Origin of the sequence: Quadrisphaera sp. RL12-1S, assembly GCF_014270065.1 — a bacterium.
Lineage (GTDB): Bacteria > Actinomycetota > Actinomycetes > Actinomycetales > Quadrisphaeraceae > Quadrisphaera.
On the sequence record NZ_JACNME010000002.1, the window covers coordinates 17,489 to 34,960 of the forward strand.

General features: G+C 76.2%; 16 protein-coding genes. 10 read left to right on the forward strand and 6 right to left on the reverse strand.

Annotated features, from left to right (window positions below; translation table 11 throughout):
* Positions 1-21 precede the first annotated feature (21 nt).
* Both H7K62_RS03605 and H7K62_RS03610 read left to right on the forward strand, forming a co-directional pair.
* On the forward strand, positions 22-1,593 hold the full coding sequence (locus H7K62_RS03605) for a glycosyltransferase family 39 protein (RefSeq protein ID WP_186716587.1): 1,572 nt from the start codon (positions 22-24) through the stop codon (positions 1,591-1,593).
* Between the two features lie 20 nt (positions 1,594-1,613).
* A complete protein-coding gene (locus tag H7K62_RS03610) occupies positions 1,614-2,387 on the forward strand; it encodes a class I SAM-dependent methyltransferase (protein WP_186716588.1) in 774 nt (257 codons plus the stop codon).
* A gap of 34 nt (positions 2,388-2,421) precedes the next feature.
* Here the strand turns inward: H7K62_RS03610 and H7K62_RS03615 are convergent, their stop codons facing one another.
* From H7K62_RS03615 to H7K62_RS03635, 5 genes are all read right to left on the reverse strand, one after another.
* On the reverse strand, positions 2,422-2,787 hold the full coding sequence (locus H7K62_RS03615) for a nucleotide pyrophosphohydrolase (RefSeq protein ID WP_186716589.1): 366 nt from the start codon (positions 2,785-2,787) through the stop codon (positions 2,422-2,424).
* Between the two features lie 37 nt (positions 2,788-2,824).
* A complete protein-coding gene (locus H7K62_RS03620) occupies positions 2,825-3,841 on the reverse strand; it encodes a hypothetical protein (RefSeq protein ID WP_186716590.1) in 1,017 nt (338 codons plus the stop codon).
* A gap of 91 nt (positions 3,842-3,932) precedes the next feature.
* The gene (locus tag H7K62_RS03625) at positions 3,933-4,838 is read right to left on the reverse strand and encodes an NAD(P)-dependent oxidoreductase (protein ID WP_222437054.1); all 906 of its coding nucleotides are present in this window, start codon (positions 4,836-4,838) and stop codon (positions 3,933-3,935) included.
* Positions 4,835-5,887, reverse strand: coding sequence for an NAD(P)-dependent oxidoreductase (locus H7K62_RS03630; protein WP_186716591.1), 1,053 nt, complete (start codon positions 5,885-5,887; stop codon positions 4,835-4,837). The genes H7K62_RS03625 and H7K62_RS03630 overlap by 4 nt, the downstream gene beginning before the upstream one ends.
* Entirely contained in the window at positions 5,887-6,888 is a 1,002-nt protein-coding gene (locus tag H7K62_RS03635) for a cyclase family protein (protein ID WP_222437055.1), read from the reverse strand. Before H7K62_RS03635 ends, H7K62_RS03630 begins: the two co-directional genes overlap by 1 nt.
* A gap of 160 nt (positions 6,889-7,048) precedes the next feature.
* On the opposite strand from H7K62_RS03635, the gene H7K62_RS03640 reads away from it, so the two are divergent.
* The 8 genes from H7K62_RS03640 (at position 7,049) to H7K62_RS03675 (ending at position 15,906) form a co-directional block, all read left to right on the forward strand.
* A complete protein-coding gene (locus H7K62_RS03640; RefSeq protein WP_186716592.1) occupies positions 7,049-7,840 on the forward strand; it encodes an IclR family transcriptional regulator in 792 nt (263 codons plus the stop codon).
* A gap of 124 nt (positions 7,841-7,964) precedes the next feature.
* Positions 7,965-9,524 (forward strand): sugar ABC transporter ATP-binding protein, encoded by a 1,560-nt coding sequence (locus tag H7K62_RS03645; RefSeq protein WP_186716593.1) that lies wholly within the window; start codon positions 7,965-7,967, stop codon positions 9,522-9,524.
* Positions 9,521-10,678 carry an ABC transporter permease gene (locus H7K62_RS03650; RefSeq protein WP_186716594.1) on the forward strand — a complete coding sequence of 386 codons (1,158 nt, stop codon included), beginning with the start codon at positions 9,521-9,523 and terminating at the stop codon, positions 10,676-10,678. Before H7K62_RS03645 ends, H7K62_RS03650 begins: the two co-directional genes overlap by 4 nt.
* 53 nt (positions 10,679-10,731) lie before the next feature.
* On the forward strand, positions 10,732-11,916 hold the full coding sequence (locus tag H7K62_RS03655) for a substrate-binding domain-containing protein (RefSeq protein WP_186716595.1): 1,185 nt from the start codon (positions 10,732-10,734) through the stop codon (positions 11,914-11,916).
* A 467-nt stretch (positions 11,917-12,383) separates the two neighbouring features.
* Complete coding sequence (locus H7K62_RS21945; protein ID WP_255479573.1) at positions 12,384-13,016, forward strand: NAD(P)-dependent oxidoreductase; 633 nt, start codon at positions 12,384-12,386, stop codon at positions 13,014-13,016.
* Between the two features lie 37 nt (positions 13,017-13,053).
* Positions 13,054-13,851 carry an SDR family oxidoreductase gene (locus tag H7K62_RS03665; RefSeq protein ID WP_186716597.1) on the forward strand — a complete coding sequence of 266 codons (798 nt, stop codon included), beginning with the start codon at positions 13,054-13,056 and terminating at the stop codon, positions 13,849-13,851.
* A complete protein-coding gene (locus H7K62_RS03670; protein ID WP_186716598.1) occupies positions 13,839-14,897 on the forward strand; it encodes an L-idonate 5-dehydrogenase in 1,059 nt (352 codons plus the stop codon). Before H7K62_RS03665 ends, H7K62_RS03670 begins: the two co-directional genes overlap by 13 nt.
* Positions 14,898-14,916: 19 nt before the next feature.
* Positions 14,917-15,906 carry a sugar-binding domain-containing protein gene (locus H7K62_RS03675; protein ID WP_186716599.1) on the forward strand — a complete coding sequence of 330 codons (990 nt, stop codon included), beginning with the start codon at positions 14,917-14,919 and terminating at the stop codon, positions 15,904-15,906.
* Positions 15,907-15,910: 4 nt separating this feature from the next.
* Here the strand turns inward: H7K62_RS03675 and H7K62_RS03680 are convergent, their stop codons facing one another.
* Positions 15,911-17,413 carry a GntP family permease gene (locus H7K62_RS03680; protein WP_186716600.1) on the reverse strand — a complete coding sequence of 501 codons (1,503 nt, stop codon included), beginning with the start codon at positions 17,411-17,413 and terminating at the stop codon, positions 15,911-15,913.
* Between the last annotated feature and the right edge of the window lie 59 nt (positions 17,414-17,472).

Consider the following 17,472-nt stretch of genomic DNA (forward strand, 5'->3'; position numbering starts at 1 on the left):
TCCGGCTGGGAGGATCGGGCCGTGACCGCCCTCCTCCCCGACGCGCCGGTGCAGCGGGCGGCCGCCCGGCGAGCCCGCTGGCGCGCCCGCGCCGGCTGGCTGCCGGTGCTGCTGCCCGCGCTGCTGGCCGCCGCGCTGACCGCCTACCGGTACGACGCCAAGCCGCTGTGGCGCGACGAGGTCTACACGCTGAGCACCGCCGGGCGCGGGGTCGGCGACATGCTGGGCCTGCTGGCCGAGCGGGACGCCGGCCTGGTCGGCTACTACCTGCTCATGCACCCGTGGCTCGCGGTCAGCGAGGCCTCGTGGTGGATCCGGCTGCCGGGCGCGGTGGCCACCGTGGTCCTCGTGGCGCTGGTGGCGGTGCTGGGGCGGCGCTTCGCGGGCCCCTGGGGCGCCCTTGTGGCCGGGACGGTCACGGCGCTGGCACCGGCCCTGTACCTGCACGGCCAGGAGGCCCGCCCGTACCCGCTGGCCCTGACGTGCGTGGTGGTGGTGGTGCTCCTGCTGCTGCGCTCCACCCACCGCCCGCGCGCCTGGCTGTGGCCGGTGCTCGCGGTCACCGCGCTGCTCGCCGTCCTCCTGCACCCGCTGGTGACGCTGCCCTCGGTGGGGGCGGTGTTCTTCGCGGTCTGGTGCCGTCCGGGGCGGGCGCGCCGCTGGGCGCTGGTGGCGAGCGCGCTGCCCGCCGCCGCCGTGGGGGCGGGCCTGGTGGCCGCGGGGTCGCTGCAGGCCGTCGAGCGCCCGCCGGCGCCCGCCACGCTGCCGGAGTACTCCACCTTCTGGCGCCTCGCCAGCGACGTCCCCCAGCTGGGCTGGCCGGTGCTGGCGCTCGCGGTGGTGGGGGCGGTGCTGCTGCTGCGCCACCGAGCGGACGGGCAGCAGGAGCACGCGCTGGTGCTGGTGCTGTGGGCGCCGACGCCCCTGCTGGCGGTCAGCGCTCTGGGGCTCGTCGGCGGCTACTTCAACCAGCGCTACGCCAGCGCGGCCCTGCCCGCCGTCGCCGTGCTGGCGGCCGTCGCGCTGACCGCCATGCCCGCCGGCGCCCGGCGGCTGGCCGGCGGGCGCCGCTGGGCGGGCTGGGGCGCGGCGGGCGCCGTCGTCGTCCTCCTGGCCTGCCTGGTGCCGGCGGGGGTGCACTTCCGCCAGGCCGGCGCGGGCTTCGACGACCCGGCCGGCGCCGCCCGGCAGATCGCGGCGCAGGCCGAGCCCGGCGACGCGGTGGTCTACGTCGGCAACGTGGTCCGGCCCATGCTGGAGGCCTACTACCCGCCCGGGCTGGCCGGCAGCGCCCGCCTGTCCGACCCGCTGCTCGTGGCCTCGCCCGAGGCCAGCGACACCCTGGGCGGGCTGGAGGTGCGTCGCGTCGGGGACAAGGTCACCGCGCTGGCCCCGCACCGGCGGGTGTGGCTGGTCGGGTCGGTGGCCACCGCCACCGGAGACCTGGGCCGCACCACCGGCAACGCGCGCGCCGTCGCGCAGGGGCGCCGGATGGTCTCCCGCACCGACCACCGGTGGCTGCGGGTGGAGCTGTGGGAGACCACCGGGGCCGGTGCCACCGCGGCCGCGGAGCCCTCGGGCGCGGCGCCGTGACGGAGCCGTACTCTTCTGCGATGCCCTCCAGCGACCACCCGGCCGCTCAGCAGCCGGCTCAGCACCCGGCACCGTCCCCGTCGGCCCGGCCCGGCGCCGCGCCCGGCGAGCCGCGGCGGTACAACGCCAGCTACGACGAGCAGCCCGAGGTCTACGAGACGCTGCGCGCCGAGGGCCACATGACCCGGCGCCGCGTGCAGTACTTCGAGGAGGTGCTGCGCCGCGTGCCCGGCCGCGTGCTCGAGGTCGGCTCCGGCACCGGCACGCTGCTGCGCCGCCTGGCCGGCACCCACCCCGAGCGGCGCTTCACCGGGGTGGAGCCGCTGCCCAACTACGTCGACTTCGCCAACGGCCGCTCCCGGGACCTGGGGCTGGACAACGTGGTCTTCGAGGTCGGCACCGGCGAGGTGCTCCCGGCGGGGGTCGCCGACTCATCGGTGGACCTCATCATCAGCGTCGACGCGCTCCACCACGTGGAGGACCTCGACGCCGTCATCGCCGAGGCCTCCCGCGTCGCCGCTCCCGGCGCGCGGTGGCGGGCCATGGAGCCGAACCGGTTGCACCCCTACGTGTTCCTGTGGCACACCGTCACCGCGGGGGAGCGGACCTTCGACGCCGGAGACTTCCTGCGCCGCGCCCAGGCCGCCGGGTGGCGCCTGGTGGGCAAGGACCGGCTCTACATCTTCCCCAGCACCGTCCAGCAGGTGCCGGCCTGGGCCGAGCGCCTCGAGCGGCGCCTGGAGCGGGTGCCGTTCCTGTCCGGCGGACTGGCCCTGGACCTCGTCAAGGACTGACGCGGCCCCGGCGCCGCCGGCTCACAGCTCCGTCTCACAGCTCCGTGTGCTTGGCGGCGCTGCCGCGGGCGAGGTGCACGGGGTACTTCTCGGCGTTGGCGGCGAGCTTGGCCGTGAAGGCGCGCTCCACGTCCACGCCGAGGGAGTCCGCCAGCAGCAGCAGGTAGGCCAGGACGTCGGAGACCTCCTCCCCGGCGCGCTCGCGCAGCCGGGCGGCCTCCCCGTCGGCAGCGGTCGCGACGGCGGCGGCCTCCTCCTCGGTCAGCCACTGCAGCAGCTCGGCCACCTCCCCCACTTCGCCGACGAGGGCCAGGGCGAGGTTGCGCGGGGTGTTGAACCGCTGCCACTCGCGCTCGGCGGAGAAGTCGCGCAGCGCCTGCTGCAGCTCGCTCACGTGCACCGGGCCATTATCGGGCCACCGCCGGGCCACCACCGGCTCAGATGCCCGAGCGGTCGCACACCGGGCCCTGCAGCGAGCCCTCGCACTCCACCACCCGCGCCGCCCACCGCACCCGGGCGGGGGCGGAGACGTCCACCCGCACGGGGCCGCCGTCACCGGTGAACCGCCGGAACGCCGGCGTGGTGGAGCAGTCGAGGCGCTGCTCGTCGCCGTCCACGGCCAGGCCCACCGTCGGGTCGGCGGCCAGCCCGCCACCGGCGGCCGCGCCCACGCCCGGCCCGGCGTCGGGGGAGCCCACGCAGGCCACCACCACCGCGTAGGTGGCGGCGTCCCGCGTGAGGAACACCGGCAGCCGCCCGCCACCGGCCTGCGCCTGCGCGGGCACCACCGGCCGGGCCGCCACGGCGTCCACCGCGTCGGAGGTGACCTGCCGCGCGGTCCGCTCGTCCAGCCACAGGCCGTCGGCCAGCTGCGCGTACCCCTGCTCCACCAGCGGGCGCGTGTCGAAGCCCTCCGGCACGAGGGTGGCGCCCACCCCCTGGCCCTCCGCCAGCGAGATCCCGCGGGAGGCGGCCTGCGCGGCCGGGGTGCACCGCCCACCCAGCCGCGGGGGCTCCTCCGCGGCCCCGACGGACCCGGCGGCCCGCACCACCAGGCAGACCCCGCCGTCGGCGCCCTGCGCCACCCAGAAGAGCAGGCCCGGGGTGGCGGTGACGAGGTGCGCCGTGCCCGGCAGCACTCCCAGGCCCGCCGCGGCCTGCTGCGTGGGGAAGGCACCACCCGCGCCGTCCTCCCCGGCCTCGCGCAGCGCGGGGAACAGCTCCAGCGCCGAGGCCGAGCCGTCCAGCGGCGGCCCCTGCGCGTCCCGCGCCACGGCCTGGCGCACCAGTCCCGCGGTCACCAGGGCGACGACGGCGACGCCGGCCGCGAGGAGGCGGCGCCGCCGGCGCCGGGCCGCCGGACGGTCGGGACGCTCGGGCGGGCCGGGCCGGGCCGGGGGGTCGGCGTCGAGGTCCGTGTCGAGGTCGGTGTCGAGCGCCTCGACGTCGTCCACGACCGCCATCCTCACCCCGCGCGGGTCGCCGTGCCGACCGGGGCGACGGTGGTCTTGCCGCACCCCATGAGGCCCACGAGGAAGACGGGCCTCATCGGCGGCCTCCCGCGAGGTCCTCCAGGACCTGGACGACGCCGCTGTGGTCCTCCTCGCCGCGCCCGGTCCAGCGCATCGCGCCGAACAGCTGGTCCACCAGGGCCGTCACGGGCGTGGCGACCCCCGCTGCCCGGGCCTGCGCGAGGGCGAAGCCGAGGTCGTGGTGCTGGTTCGCGGACAGGCCGCCCGGGGTGAAGTCCCGGCTGAGCAGCTTCTCGCGCTTGACCTCCAGCGCCCGGCTGCCGGCCAGGCCGCTGCCCAGCACGTCGAGCAGGGCCTCCACGTCGAGCCCGGACCGCTCGGCGAGCACCACCGCCTCCCCGAGCACGGCGAGGGTGGTGGCGACGACGGCCTGGTTGCAGGCCTTCGCCACCTGCCCGGACCCGACCGGCCCGAGGTGGCGCACGACCGACCCGAGCACCCCGAGCAGCGGGAGGAGCCGGGCCACGGCGTCGTCGTCGCCCCCCACCATGACCGAGAGCCGGCCGGTGGCCGCACCGACGTCACCGCCGCTGACGGGGGCGTCGACGACGGCGGCGCCGCGCTCGGCGACGCGCGCCGCCCAGGCGCGCAGGTCGGTCGGCGACGTGGTCCCCATGACGACGACGGTCAGGCCCGGGCGCAGCAGCGGCTCGACCACCTGCACCACCGGCGCCAGGCCCGGCAGCACCGTGATCACGGTGTCGACGCCGGCGGAGGCGTCGCACGCCTCCTCGGCGGTGGCGTGCAGCGACCAGCCCTCGACGTCGAGCGGCTGCGCGGGGGAGCGGTTCCAGGCGCGCACGCGCACGCCGGCCTCGGCCAGGCGCCGCGACATCGGCCGGCCCATGAGGCCGAGCCCGAGGACGGCGACGGTCCTGCCGCGCAGGTCGCCGGGTGCGGCCGCGTCCGCGGGCGTCACCGCGGGGCCCGCACGGCGACCGACCGGTCAGCGAGGAAGTCGGGGGTGCGGCCCTCGCGGACGGCGAGGATCGCCCGCACGCAGCTGTCCCCGTTGCTGCGGGCCATCTCCGTGGTCCACGCGATGGCGTGCGGGGTGAGCACCACGCGGGGCAGCTGCGTCAGCGGGTGGTCGGCCGGCAGCGGCTCCACCTCGAAGACGTCCAGTCCGGCGCCCCCGAGGTGACCGGAGCGGAGCGCCTCCACGAGCGCGTCGGTCTCGACGATGGGCCCGCGGGCGACGTTGACGACCACCGCGCCCCGGGGCAGCAGGGCGAGGCGGGCGGCGTCGAGCAGGTGGTGCGTCTCGGGCGTCAGCGCCGCCGTCACGACGACGACGTCGGCGCGCCGCAGCCCGTCCTCGAGGTCGACGAGGGTCACGTCGAGGTCGCCGAGGGTGTGCGGCGGCCGGTGCGGGTCGAAGGCGAGGTTGGTGGTGCCGAAGGGGGCCAGCAGGCCGAAGAGCTCGCCCGCGACGTTGCCCAGGCCGATGGTCATGACGGTCAGGCCGGTCAGGCCGCGGCCCATGAGGGAGAGCCGGTCCGACCAGTCGCCGTGGCGCACGACGGCGTCCTTGGCGGCGACGTTCTGCAGCACCGACAGCACCAGCGTCAGCGCGGCGGTGGCCACGGCGCGGCGGGCGCCGTCGGGGGTGATGGTCACCGCGACGCCGGCGCGGGTGCAGGCCTCGACGTCCACGGCGTCCAGGCCCACGCCGAAGCGCGCCAGGTGCCGCGGGGGGTTCGGGCCCGAGACCGTCTCGGCGGTGATGCCGGGGGCGGCGAAGAGCACCGCGTCGTACCCGTCCACGTGGGCGGCGGTGAGCACGCCGTCGTCGGGCTCGAGGAAGGTCAGCTCCGCGCCGGCGGCCACCAGGGCGTCCAGGCCGATGTCGCCCCAGGAGGTCGGCAGGTCCGAGCCCGCTGGGGGGCGCAGGTCAGCGGACAGCCCCACCCGGAAGGTGCACGCCCGCGAGGCGGCGGCGGCCGAGGGGGAGGTCGTCGTCGTCATCACAGCACCGCCAGGGGGTTGACCGGGGAGCCCGTGCCGCCGCGCACGACGAGCGGGGCCACGAGCAGGGCGAAGGTGCGCCGGCCGAGCTCGGCGCAGGCGTCGGCGAGGGCCTCGAGGTCGAGGTTGTCCAGCAGGGGCGTGCCGGTGGCCGTCAGGGACAGCGCGTGCACGGGGGAGTGGAGCTCGGCGACGGGGGAGGGGCGCACGTCCGTGTCGCCGTCGGAGCCGAGCAGCACCGCGCCGGCGTCCAGGAGCGGGCGGACGGCGTCGACGTGGAGGCCCGCGCTGGCGGCGCCGGAGTCCCAGGCGCCGAGGCGGCGCCGCCGGCGCGCGTGGCCGGTGTGGACGAGGACGGCGTCGCCGGGCTGCACCTCGACCCCGAGCGCGCGGGTGGCCCGCGCGACCTCGTCGGCGTGGACGGCGGTGCCCGGCTCGAGCCAGTCGACGCCGCGGACGGCGGGCAGGTCGAGGAGCACGCCGCGCAGCACGACGCCGTGGGCGAGGGCGTCGACGGAGGCCCACGACGAGCCGGCGGCGCTCATCGCCGAGCGCGCCGGCACCCCGCCGTAGAGGCGGCCGCGGTAGCCGATGTGGCAGGCGGCGTCGAGGTGGGTGGTGGCCTTGCCGTGGTAGTCGATCCCGAGGAAGTCCTTGTGGCAGCTGGGCTCCGGCTCCTCGACGTCACCGAGGTCGGTCATGTGGTGCAGGGCCGGCTTGGCGTTGTCGGGGCCGGCGTGGGTGTCCAGCGGCCAGGCGAGGCTGATGGACCGCCCGGTCTGCGCGGCGGCCAGCGCTCGCAGCCGGGCGGCGTCGTCGACGCGGGCCAGGGCGCCGCGCGGGTCGTCGGTCCCGGCGCGGGAGGCGGCGAGGGCGTCGAAGAGCGCGTCGTACTCGGCCAGGGGGACCGGCGTGCGCGTGTGCTCGGTGTTCTGCAGCCACTGCTGCAGCTGCTGCTCCGGGGTCGGTCGCGGGGAGGGGCTGGGGTCGTCGTCGCTCACGCTGGCGTCCTCGTCGTCGGGGCTGACAGTCCTGTCACAGTACCAACATGCTGGTCCATGTCCAGCTCCTTGGACGGCTGACAGGGCGGGGGGCCGTCCAATATGCTGGACGGGCTGCGGTGGGGTGGTCCGCCGAGCACGCCCACCCGGAGGTCGCCCGATGTCGGAGCAGGTCAACAGCCAGGGATCACCCGTCCCCGCCGTCGCGCGGGCCGCAGCACTGCTCGACGTGCTCGCCGCGGCCGGGGGCGCCCCCCTGTCGGTCAGCGAGCTCGCGCGGCAGCTGGGCCTGCCCAAGTCCTCCACGGCCAACCTGTGCCTGGCGCTGGAGTCGGAGCGGCTCGTGGTCCGCGGCGACACCGGCTACACCCTGGGCCGGCGCCTGGTGGAGCTCGGCGGCGCGTACCTGAGCACCGTCGACCAGGTGCGCGAGTTCTACGCCGCGTGCAAGCGCGCCCCGCTGATCTCGCGCCTGACCGCGCGCGTCGCGGTGCTGGAGGGGCTCGACGTCCTCTACCTCGCGCGGTACGACGGTGCGCAGCCGATCCGGCTCACGGCCAACATCGGTGACAGGTTCCCGGCGCACTGCACGGCCACGGGCAAGGTCCTCATGGCCGCCATGCCCCCGGCGGCCCTCGACGAGCGGCTGCGCGGGCGCACGCTCGCGGCGCTCACCGAGAGGTCCATCACCGACCACGCCCAGCTGCGCGCCGAGCTGGACCGGGTGCGCGAGCTGGGGTACGGCCTCGACGACGAGGAGACCACCCCGGGCGTGGTCTGCGTGGCCATCGCGGTGCCGGGCGCCCGCACGGACAGCGACACCTTCGCCATCAGCGCCACGACGGTGACCGCCGGCCTCGGGGGCGCCGACTCCGTCGACCTCGAGGCGGTCCGGGCCGACCTCGAGGTGATCGCCCAGTCCCTGGGCAACCCGCTGGTCGTCGCCCGCTGAGGGGGTGCGTCCCACTGCTCCCCGGCGTGATGACTTGCCAATCTGCTGAACGGCGTCCATCATCGTGGACGCCGGGTGATGGAGCCCGGCCGCCGGTCACCGGCGCGACGTGCTGGAGGACTCCATGGCCGAACCGCAGGAGGGCCGACTGCCCGGCGGCAGCGCGGCTCTGACCCTCGGTGCGCCGCCCCTGGTGGCGGTGCGCGGCGCCAGCAAGCGCTTCGGCGCCACCCAGGCCCTGGGCGGTGTCGACCTCGACGTCCACGCCGGCTCCGTGGTGGCCCTCCTGGGGCAGAACGGCGCCGGCAAGTCGACCCTCATCAAGGCCCTGGCGGGCGTCTACACCCTCGACGAGGGCACCGCCGAGATCGTCGGGGAGCCGGTGGGCACCCCCGCCGCCGCGGCCCGCATCTCCTTCATCCACCAGGACCTCGGCCTGGTGGACGGCCTCACCGTCGCCGAGAACGTCGCCCTCGGGACGGGGTACCCGCGCCGTGGCCGGGCCGGTCGAGGCGGACCCTGGGCGCCGATCGACTGGCGCGCCGTCCGCCGCCGCGCCGACCGCGCCCTGGAGCTCATCGGCACCGAGGTCGACCCCCGCACCCAGGTGGCCGACCTGTCCCGCACCGAGCGCTCGCTCGTGGCCATCGGCCGCGCGCTGGTGGTCGACGCGAAGGTGCTCGTCCTGGACGAGCCGACCGCGAGCCTGCCCGTGGACGAGACCCACCGGCTGCTCTCGGTGGTGCGCGGACTGCGCGACGAGGGCCTGGGCATCATCTACGTCACCCACCGCCTCGACGAGGTCTTCGCCATCGCCGACGAGGTGGTGGTCATGCGCGACGGCCGCGTGGTGGCCACCACGCCCCTGGCGCAGACCTCGCCCGAGGAGGTGGTCCGCCAGATCGTCGGGCGCAAGCCCGTCCCGCCGCCGCCCCCGGCGCCGCGGGAGTCCTCCGGCACCGCCCTGGAGCTCGACGCCGTGGTCGGCGAGCGCGTCGGCCCGGTGAGCATGTCCGTGCGCCGCGGCGAGGTGGTCGGCCTGGTGGGCCTGGCCGGTGCCGGGCACGTCGAGCTGGGCCGCACCGTCCTCGGCGACTCCACCTTCTACTCCGGCGCCATCCAGCTGGACGGCGAGCCGTACACCCCCACCGACGTCGCCACCGCGGTCCGCCGGGGCCTGGGGCTGGTCACCAGCGACCGCGCCGCCGAGGGCCTGGCCATGCCGCTGACCCTCACCGAGAACCTCCTGCCCAACCCGGCCCTCTCCGGTGACAAGCCGTGGTCGTGGCGGCGCCAGGGCGCCGAGCGCCAGCGCGCCGCCGAGCTGGTCCGCACCTTCGGCGTCCGCCCGGACGACCCCGACCTGCCCGTCGGAGGCCTGTCCGGCGGCAACCAGCAGAAGATCATCCTCGGTCGCTGGCTGTCGACCGACGCCTCGGTCCTCGTGCTCGAGGAGCCCACCGCCGGCGTCGACGTCGGGGCCAAGCACGAGATCTACACCCTCCTGGACGTCGCGCTCGAGCGCGGGCTCGCCGTCCTGCTCATCTCCACCGACTTCGAGGAGGTCGCCCAGGTGTCCCACCGAGCGCTCGTGTTCAAGGACGGCGAGATCGTCCGTGAGATCGGCCGGGAAGACCTCAGCGTCGCCACCCTGGTCGCCCTGGCCTCCGGAGCGCAGTCGTGAGCGCCGCCACCGAGGGCCGGTCCCCCCAGCAGCCCCCCCAGCAGCCCGCCGGCCAGGCCCCGGGGCGGTCGCCGCAGGCGGGGCCCCGCCCGGCCCGCCACCGCACCCCCCTGGTCGGCACCTGGGGCCTGCCGGTGCTCACCGTGCTGCTCTTCGCCGTGTTCGCCCTGGTCCTGCCCGACACCTTCCCCACCGCCACCAACCTGCGGGCCATCCTCACCAACCAGTCGATCCCGGCGCTGCTGGCGCTGGGCGCGATGATCCCCATCGTCACCGGCCGCTTCGACCTGTCGATCGGCTACGGCATCGGCCTGGCGCACGTGGTGACCATGTGGCTGCTGGTCAACACCGGCCTGTCCTGGCCGGTGGTCTTCCTGCTCGTCCTGGTCGGCGGCGTGGTCGTCGGCCTGGTCAACGGCCTGCTGGTGGAGGCCGCGCAGATCGACAGCTTCATCGCCACCCTCGGCACCGGCAGCGTGCTCTACGCCCTCACCGGCTGGATCACCGGCGGAGGCCGCATCGTGCCGGGCACGGCGGGCCTGCCGCCCGCGTTCACCGACCTCACCAACAGCTCCTTCCTCTTCCTGCCGGTGACGTTCTGGTACGTCGTCGTCCTGGGGGTGCTGCTGTGGGTGGCCCTGGAGCACCTGCCCATCGGCCGCTACCTCTACGTGGTGGGCGCCAACCCGCGCGCCGCCGCCCTGGTCGGCATCCGCAGCAGCCGCACCGTCGTCCTGGCCTTCGTCGGCTCGGCCGTGGTCACCGCGCTGGCCGGCGTGCTGCTGGCCGCCCAGCAGCAGATCGGCGACCCGAGCGCCGGCCAGTCGTACCTGCTGCCCGCCTTCGTCGGCGCGCTGCTCGGCTCGACCACCATCAAGCCCGGGCGGGCCAACGCGGTCGGCACCCTCGTGGCCGTCGCCGTGCTCGCCGTCGGCCTGTCGGGCCTGCAGCAGCTGGGCGCCGCGTTCTGGACCACGCCCCTGTTCAACGGCCTGACCCTGCTGGCCGCCGTCGGCCTGGCCGGGTACGCCGCCCGCCGCCGCCAGCGGGCCGGTGCCGCAGCCGGCGCCGCCGGTCGCTCCAGCGGCGCCGCGCCCGGCTCCGCGTCCCCCGCCCCGTCGGGCCCGTCGGGTCCGTCGAGCCCGGCGAGCTGACCCACCACCCCGTCCCGCACGCACCCCGCTGCACCGTCATCGAAGGAGACGACATGCGCACCAGCACCTCCCCCCGCTCCACCCCCTCCCTGGCGTCCCGCACCCGGCTGGCCTGGCGCCTGGCCGCCGTCGGCGGCGTGGCCGCCCTGGCGCTCACCGGCTGCTCGAAGGGCTCCGACCAGACGTCCGCCGCCGCCACCGCCACCGGGCAGGGCTCCTGCCCCGACGTCGTCGCCACCGCCCAGACCGCGGTCAAGGCAGCCACCGCCACCGACGCCCCCTGGGACGGCCCCACCACGGGTGCCACCGCGCAGTCGGGCAAGACCATCGCCTACGTCGCCCAGACCATGACCAACCCCGGCGTCGCCGGGGTGGCCAAGGGCATCCAGGAGGCGGCCGCCAAGATCGGCTGGGACGTCCGCATCCTCGACGGCCAGGGGGACCAGGCCGGCATCCAGAACGCGTTCGGCCAGGCGCTCGCGCTGAACCCGGCGGGCATCGTCGTCGGCGGGTTCGACCCGAAGTCCACCCAGGCGCAGATGGACCAGGCGAAGGCCGCGAACATCCCCGTCATCGGCTGGCACGCCGTGGGCACCCCCGGGCCCAGCACCGACCCGGCCCTGTTCACCAACGTCACCACCAAGGTGGAGGACGTCGCCAAGATCAGCGCGCAGTACATCATCGCCCAGTCCAACGGCACGGCCGGCGTGGTCGTCTTCACCGACGACTCCATCCCCTTCGCCGCCGGCAAGGCGCAGATGATCGAGCAGGAGCTCGGCACCTGCAGCAGCGTCAAGGTGCTCAACAAGTCGAACATCCCGATCCCGGACGCCGGCACCCGCACGCCGCAGGAGTTCTCCTCCCTGGCCTCCCGCCTCGGGGACTCCTGGACCTACTCGGTGGCCATCAACGACCTGTACTTCGACAACGCCGCCACCCCGCTGCGCGCCGCCGGCAAGCAGGGCAACGGCGCCCCGTACAACGTCGGCGCCGGTGACGGCTCCGAGGCGGCCTTCCAGCGCATCGCCAGCGGCCAGTACCAGGCCGCCACCGTGCCCGAGCCGCTGAACCAGGAGGGCTGGCAGATCGTCGACGAGTTCAACCGCGCCTTCGCCGGCCAGCAGGCCAGCGGGTACGTCCCGGCGATCCACATCACCGACAAGGACAACGTCGGCACCACCACCACGTGGGACCCGGCCGGGTACCGCGAGGCCTACGCGAAGATCTGGGGCAAGTGAGCCGCCCGCTGCAGGTCCTCGTCGCGGCGCCGCTGTCCTGCGACCCGACCCCCGTCGTCGAGGCCGCGCTGGCCGCGGCCTCGACGACGGGGGAGGGCGCCGACGGCGATGACCGCGAGGTGGTCCTGCACCACCGCCCCGACCTGCTGCCGCCGCAGCGCTGGGTGGCCGACCACCGCGGCCCCGACGGGTGGCGGCGCAGCGACGACGCCGAGCGCGAGTGGCAGGCGCTGCTCGCCGAGGCCGACGTGCTGCTGGGCGTGCCCGGCGACGGCCCCGCGGGCCTGGCCGACGCCGTCGCCCGCGCCCCCCGGCTCACCTGGGTGCAGGGCACCGCCGCCGGCGCCGGCGAGCAGCTCGTCGGCGCGGGTCTGCCCGCTGCGGACCTCGAGCGGCTCACCGTCACCAGCGCCGCGGGCGTGCACGCCCGACCGCTGGCCGAGTTCGCCCTCTTCGGGCTGCTGGCCATGGCCAAGGACGCCGACCGGCTCCGCGCCCACCAGGCCTCCCACCGCTGGGCGCCGCGCTGGCCGCTGCGTCCGCTCGCGGGCCAGCGGGTGCTGGTGCTCGGGCTGGGAGGCATCGGCCGCGAGCTCGCCCGGATGCTCGGCGCGCTCGGGGTGGAGGTGGTGGGCACCCGCCGCTCGACCGGAAGCGTGCCCGAGGGCGTGGCGCGGGTGGTGCAGGACGACGACGGCGACGCGGTCGAGGCCGAGCTGGCCGGGGCCGACGCCGTGGTCTCGTGCCTGCCGGGCACGGGGAGCACCCGCGGCTGGCTCGACGCGCGCCGCCTGGCGCTGCTGCCGCCGCACGCCGTGGTGGTCAACGTGGGCCGCGGCACCGTGGTCGACACCGGCGCGCTGCTCGCGGCGCTCGAGGCCGGCGCCCTGCGCGGCGCGGTCCTGGACGTCACCGACCCGGAGCCGCTGCCTGCGGACCACCCCCTGTGGGACCGCACGGACGTGGTGATCAGCCCGCACACCGCCGCCCTCGCCGTCGACGAGGACGACTCGATCGTCGCGCTGTTCGCCGACAACCTCGTCCGCCACCTGCGCGGCGAGCCGCTGCTCAACACCGTCTCGGCCGACCGCGGCTACTGAGCGGCTCCTGAGCGGCTCCTGAGAGGAGAGGCACCTGATGACGTCCCACCCCCTGTTCGACATCTCCGGCACCACGGCGCTGGTCACCGGCTCCAGCCGGGGCATCGGCCTCGCGCTGGCCCACGGCCTGCTCGAGGCCGGGTGCACCGTGGTGCTCAACGCCCGCGACCCGCAGCGCCTGGAGGCCGCGCGCGAGCAGCTCGAGACCTCCGAGGCGGGCCGCCGGGCCGCCGACGCGGGCGGTCGCGTGCTGGCCGTGCCGTTCGACGGCACCGACGCCGGTGCCGTCCGCGAGGGCGTGGCCCGGGTGGAGGAGGAGGCCGGCCCGATCGGCGTCCTGGTCAACAACACGGGGATGCAGCACCGCCAGCCGCTGCTGGAGTTCCCGGACGAGAAGTGGCACCAGCTGCTGGCCACCAACCTCACCAGCGCCTTCTTCGTGGGGCGCGAGGTGGCCCGGCGCATGGCGCCGCGCGGCCGGGGCAAGATCATCAACATCGCCTCGCTGCAGTCGGAGGTGACGCGCCCCGGCATCACGCCGTACGCCGCCACCAAGGGCGGCCTGAAGATGCTCACCAAGGGCATGTGCGCCGACCTCGCCCCCTCCGGCATCTGCGTCAACGCCATCGGGCCGGGCTACTTCGACACCGAGCTGACGCAGGCCCTGGTGGCGGACGAGCAGTTCAGCGCCTGGGTGCGCGGACGCACGCCCGCCGGCCGGTGGGGCGACGTGAGGGACCTCGTGGGGGCCCTGCTGTTCCTGGCCAGCCCCGCCTCCGACTTCGTCAACGGCCAGGTCGTCTACGTGGACGGAGGCATGACGTGCGTGCTGTGACCACCCGCGCCGCGGGGGACCTGCGCGTCGAGGAGCTGCCCACCCCCGCCCCCGGCCACGGCCAGGTCGCGGTGCGCATCGCCTACGGCGGCATCTGCGGCTCCGACCTGCACTACTACCACCGCGGCGGGGTGGGCGACTTCCTCGTCCGGGAGCCCCTCGTGCTCGGCCACGAGGTCTCCGGCACCGTCGAGGCGCTCGGCGACGGCGTCACCGCGGGCGTGGACGCCCCGGCGGTCGGCACCGCGGTCACCGTGCACCCGGCCACCCCGTGCGGGCAGTGCCGCCAGTGCCGGGCGGGGCGCCCCAACACCTGCCCCCGCACCCGCTACCTCGGCAGCGCCGCGCACCTGCCGCACGTGCAGGGGGGCTTCACCGATGTGCTCGTGGTGCCCGCCGAGCAGGTGGTGGGCCTGCCCGAGCAGCTCTCCGCCGGTCACGGCCTGCAGCGCGCGGCGCTCGCGGAGCCGCTCGCGGTGGCTCTGCACGCGCTGCACCGCGCCGGCGACCTCGACGGCCGCCGGGTGCTGGTCACCGGCGCCGGCCCGATCGGCGCGCTCGTGGCCGCGGCGGCCCGGCACGCCGGCGCGGCCGAGGTGGTGGTCAGCGACCTGGTCGACGAGGCCCTGCAGGTCGCACTCGCCGTCGGGGCGACCCGGGTGGAGAGGGCCGACGCGCTGTCGGCCTCGCTGACCAGCGACGGGCCGCTCGACGTCGACGTCGCCATCGAGGCCTCGGGCGCCCCTCCGGCGCTCACCACCTGCGTCGAGCACGTCGTGCGCGGCGGGGTGGTGGTGCAGCTGGGGCTCCTGCCGCCCGGGTCCGTGCCCTTCCCCGGCAACCTCACCGTGACCCACGAGGTGGACGTGCGCGGCGCGTTCCGCTTCACCACGGAGATCCACGACGCCGTCGCGCTCCTGGCGGACGGACTCCCCGTCGACGCCGTGCTCACGCAGACCTACCCCGTGGCCGACGCCAGGGCGGCGTTCGACCTCGCCGGGGACCGGACGCGCGCCAGCAAGGTGCTGCTCGACCTCACCGCCTGACCGACCCGCGGAGGCCGCTGTGGCGAGGGGCACCGACGACGAGCTGCAGCGGGAGCACCTGCTGCAGCTCGTCGCGCGCCGGTACTGGCTGGAGGGGCGCACGCAGCAGGAGGTCGCCGACGAGCTCTCCTTCAGCCGGGTCAGCGTCTCGCGCCTGCTCGACGAGGGCCGGCGCCGCGGGGTGGTGCGCATCACCGTCGGCGAGCCCGTCGACCGCGACCGCGAGCTGGAGCGCCTCCTGACCGCCCTGCTGCGCCGTCGGGGTGGCGGCCGCGCGCTGCGCACGTGCCGCGTGGTGCAGTCGCTCGGGCGCTCCCAGCAGGCCGACCAGCGCCTGGCGGGACGCGAGGCGGCCCGCGTGCTGGCGGGGGTGCTGGAGCCGGCGAGCCGGTTCGGCATCGCGTCGAGCCGCACGATGGCGCCCGTCCTGGGCTTCACCGCGCTGCTGCCCCGCCCCGCGGTGGTGGTCGAGCTGCTCGGGTCGGGCAGGCCCGGGCGCCGCGGTGGCGGGGGAGCGGGGGTGGGGGCGGAGGCCGCCCACCTGCTGGGAGCCCGGCACGTCGACGTGCCGACGCCCTTCGTCCACCGCACCGCGGAGCGGGCCGCGGTGGCGCGCCGCCGCCACGTCGTCCAGGAGGCGCTCGAGGTGGGCTGCCGCGCTGACGTCGCGCTCTTCGGGGCCGGGTCCCTGCAGCGCTTCGACGGCACCGGGGCGCACGCCCCCGTGGCCGCCCAGGCCCTGGCCGAGGCGGCGCAGGACGGGGCCGTCGGTCACCTGCTGGGCTTCTTCGTGGACCGCGCCGGCCGTCACGTGCCCACCGGCGTGGACGCGCTGCGCGTGGGGATCGGGCTGGACCAGCTGCGCGGGGTGCCCCGCCGGGTGCTGCTGGCGCGCGGCCCGGAGCGGGCCGCCGTCATCGGGGGCGCGGTGGCCGCCGGCCTCGTGACGGACCTGGTCACGGACACCGCGGCGGCGGCGGCCGTGCTGGCCGCCGCCGCCCGGCCCTGAGGCCTCAGGCCGTCATGGGCACGGTGAACCACAGCACCGTGGTCAGCGCCATGCAGACCACACCCATGATCGTCACGCCGACGGTCCAGGTGCGCAGCATCGTCATCTCGCTGATGGTGAAGTAGCGCGAGAGGACCCAGAAGCCGGCGTCGTTGACGTGCGAGAGGCACACCCCGCCCGCGCAGACGCCCACGGCGAGCAGCGCCACGTGCGCCGCCCCCATCGAGCTGACGTCCACGGAGCCCGCGAGCAGCGTCGCCACGGTGGTGACGGCCGCCGTCGTCGTCCCCAGCGAGGCCCGCAGGAGCACCGACAGCAGGAAGCCGAACGCCACCAGCGGCAGCCCCGCAGACTGCAGGCCGTGCACCAGCGCCGGGCCGACGCCCGCCGCGGCGATGACGCCGCCGAGGGCGATGCCACCACCGGTGGACAGCACGATCTCGCCGACCGGGCGCAGGCCCACCCGTCCCACCTCGGACATGCCCGTGACGCGGCGCTGCTCGCGGGGGGTCAGCACCAGCCACGCCACCACGGTGGTCAGCGGGAGCGCCACCTCGGCGGTGCCGAGGAACTGCAGCACGTGGAGCACCCCGAGCGCCGAGGAGTCCCACAGCACGGAGGCGAGGGTCGCAACGAGGATGAGGACCACGGGGAGCACGAGGACGACGACGAGACGCCCCAGCAGGTGCGGCACCTGCCGCGTGGCCGGCGGGCGGTCGGTCGTGGTGAGGGACGGCGCCGGGCGGAGGGCGGTGGTGGCACCGGAGCCACCGGAGCCACCGGAGCCACCGGGGCGGGGCGCGGCGGCGCCGGAGCTCTCCGGGTCGTCCTCGTCGTCAGGGCTGATGAGCAGCCCGCGCGCCTCCAGGCGGCTGGCGGTGCGGTAGGCGCACCAGCAGCCGAGCGCAGCGCCGGGCAGCATCGTGGCCAGGCCGAACGCGATGAGCAGCCCGTCGTCGGCCCCGAGGGCGCTGGCCACGGCCACGGCGCCCGGGTGCGGCGGGATGACGGAGTGCACCGCCAGCACGGCGACGGCCATCGGCACCGCCAGCACGGCGGCGTTGCGGTGCACCTGGCGGGCCACCGCGATGACCACCGGGGCCAGCAGGATGACGGCGGTGTCGAAGAAGATCGTGCTGCCCACCAGCAGGCCGGCCAGGCACACGGCCAGCACGGCGCGCCGGCCTCCGGTGATCTCCACGAGCTTGCGGCCGAGCAGCTCGCCGCCCCCGGACCGGGAGATGATCTCACCGATGATGCAGCCGAACCCGACGAGGACGAGCACGTGGGGAACGCTCTTGCCCATCGCCGTGAGCAGCACGGCCACCAGGCCGTCCGTGGTCTTCCCGCCCGTGGTGCCGCTGACCAGGGGGATCCCGCACGCGAGTCCGAGGACGACGGCGACACCGGCCATCGCCACGAACGGATGCACCTTCCACCGGACGATGAGCACGAGCAGGACGGCCACGCTGGCGGCGACGGCCAGCAGTGCGGTGGTGAACGACATGAGCGCTCCTTCGCGGTCAGTGGTGCCGGCAGTGAAGTGCGCGAGCGGCATCCAGCAGC

Bases quoted from the DNA above. Each gene is read 5' to 3' on its own strand.
- H7K62_RS03610 (WP_186716588.1), top strand. From the start codon at position 1,614: ATGCCCTCCAGCGACCACCCGGCCGCTCAGCAGCCGGCTCAGCACCCG.
- H7K62_RS03630 (WP_186716591.1), bottom strand. From the start codon at position 5,887: ATGACGACGACGACCTCCCCCTCGGCCGCCGCCGCCTCGCGGGCGTGC.
- H7K62_RS03640 (WP_186716592.1), top strand. From the start codon at position 7,049: ATGTCGGAGCAGGTCAACAGCCAGGGATCACCCGTCCCCGCCGTCGCG.
- H7K62_RS03645 (WP_186716593.1), top strand. From the start codon at position 7,965: ATGGCCGAACCGCAGGAGGGCCGACTGCCCGGCGGCAGCGCGGCTCTG.
- H7K62_RS03655 (WP_186716595.1), top strand. From the start codon at position 10,732: ATGCGCACCAGCACCTCCCCCCGCTCCACCCCCTCCCTGGCGTCCCGC.
- H7K62_RS21945 (WP_255479573.1), top strand. From the start codon at position 12,384: ATGGCCAAGGACGCCGACCGGCTCCGCGCCCACCAGGCCTCCCACCGC.
- H7K62_RS03665 (WP_186716597.1), top strand. From the start codon at position 13,054: ATGACGTCCCACCCCCTGTTCGACATCTCCGGCACCACGGCGCTGGTC.
- H7K62_RS03680 (WP_186716600.1), bottom strand. From the start codon at position 17,413: ATGTCGTTCACCACCGCACTGCTGGCCGTCGCCGCCAGCGTGGCCGTC.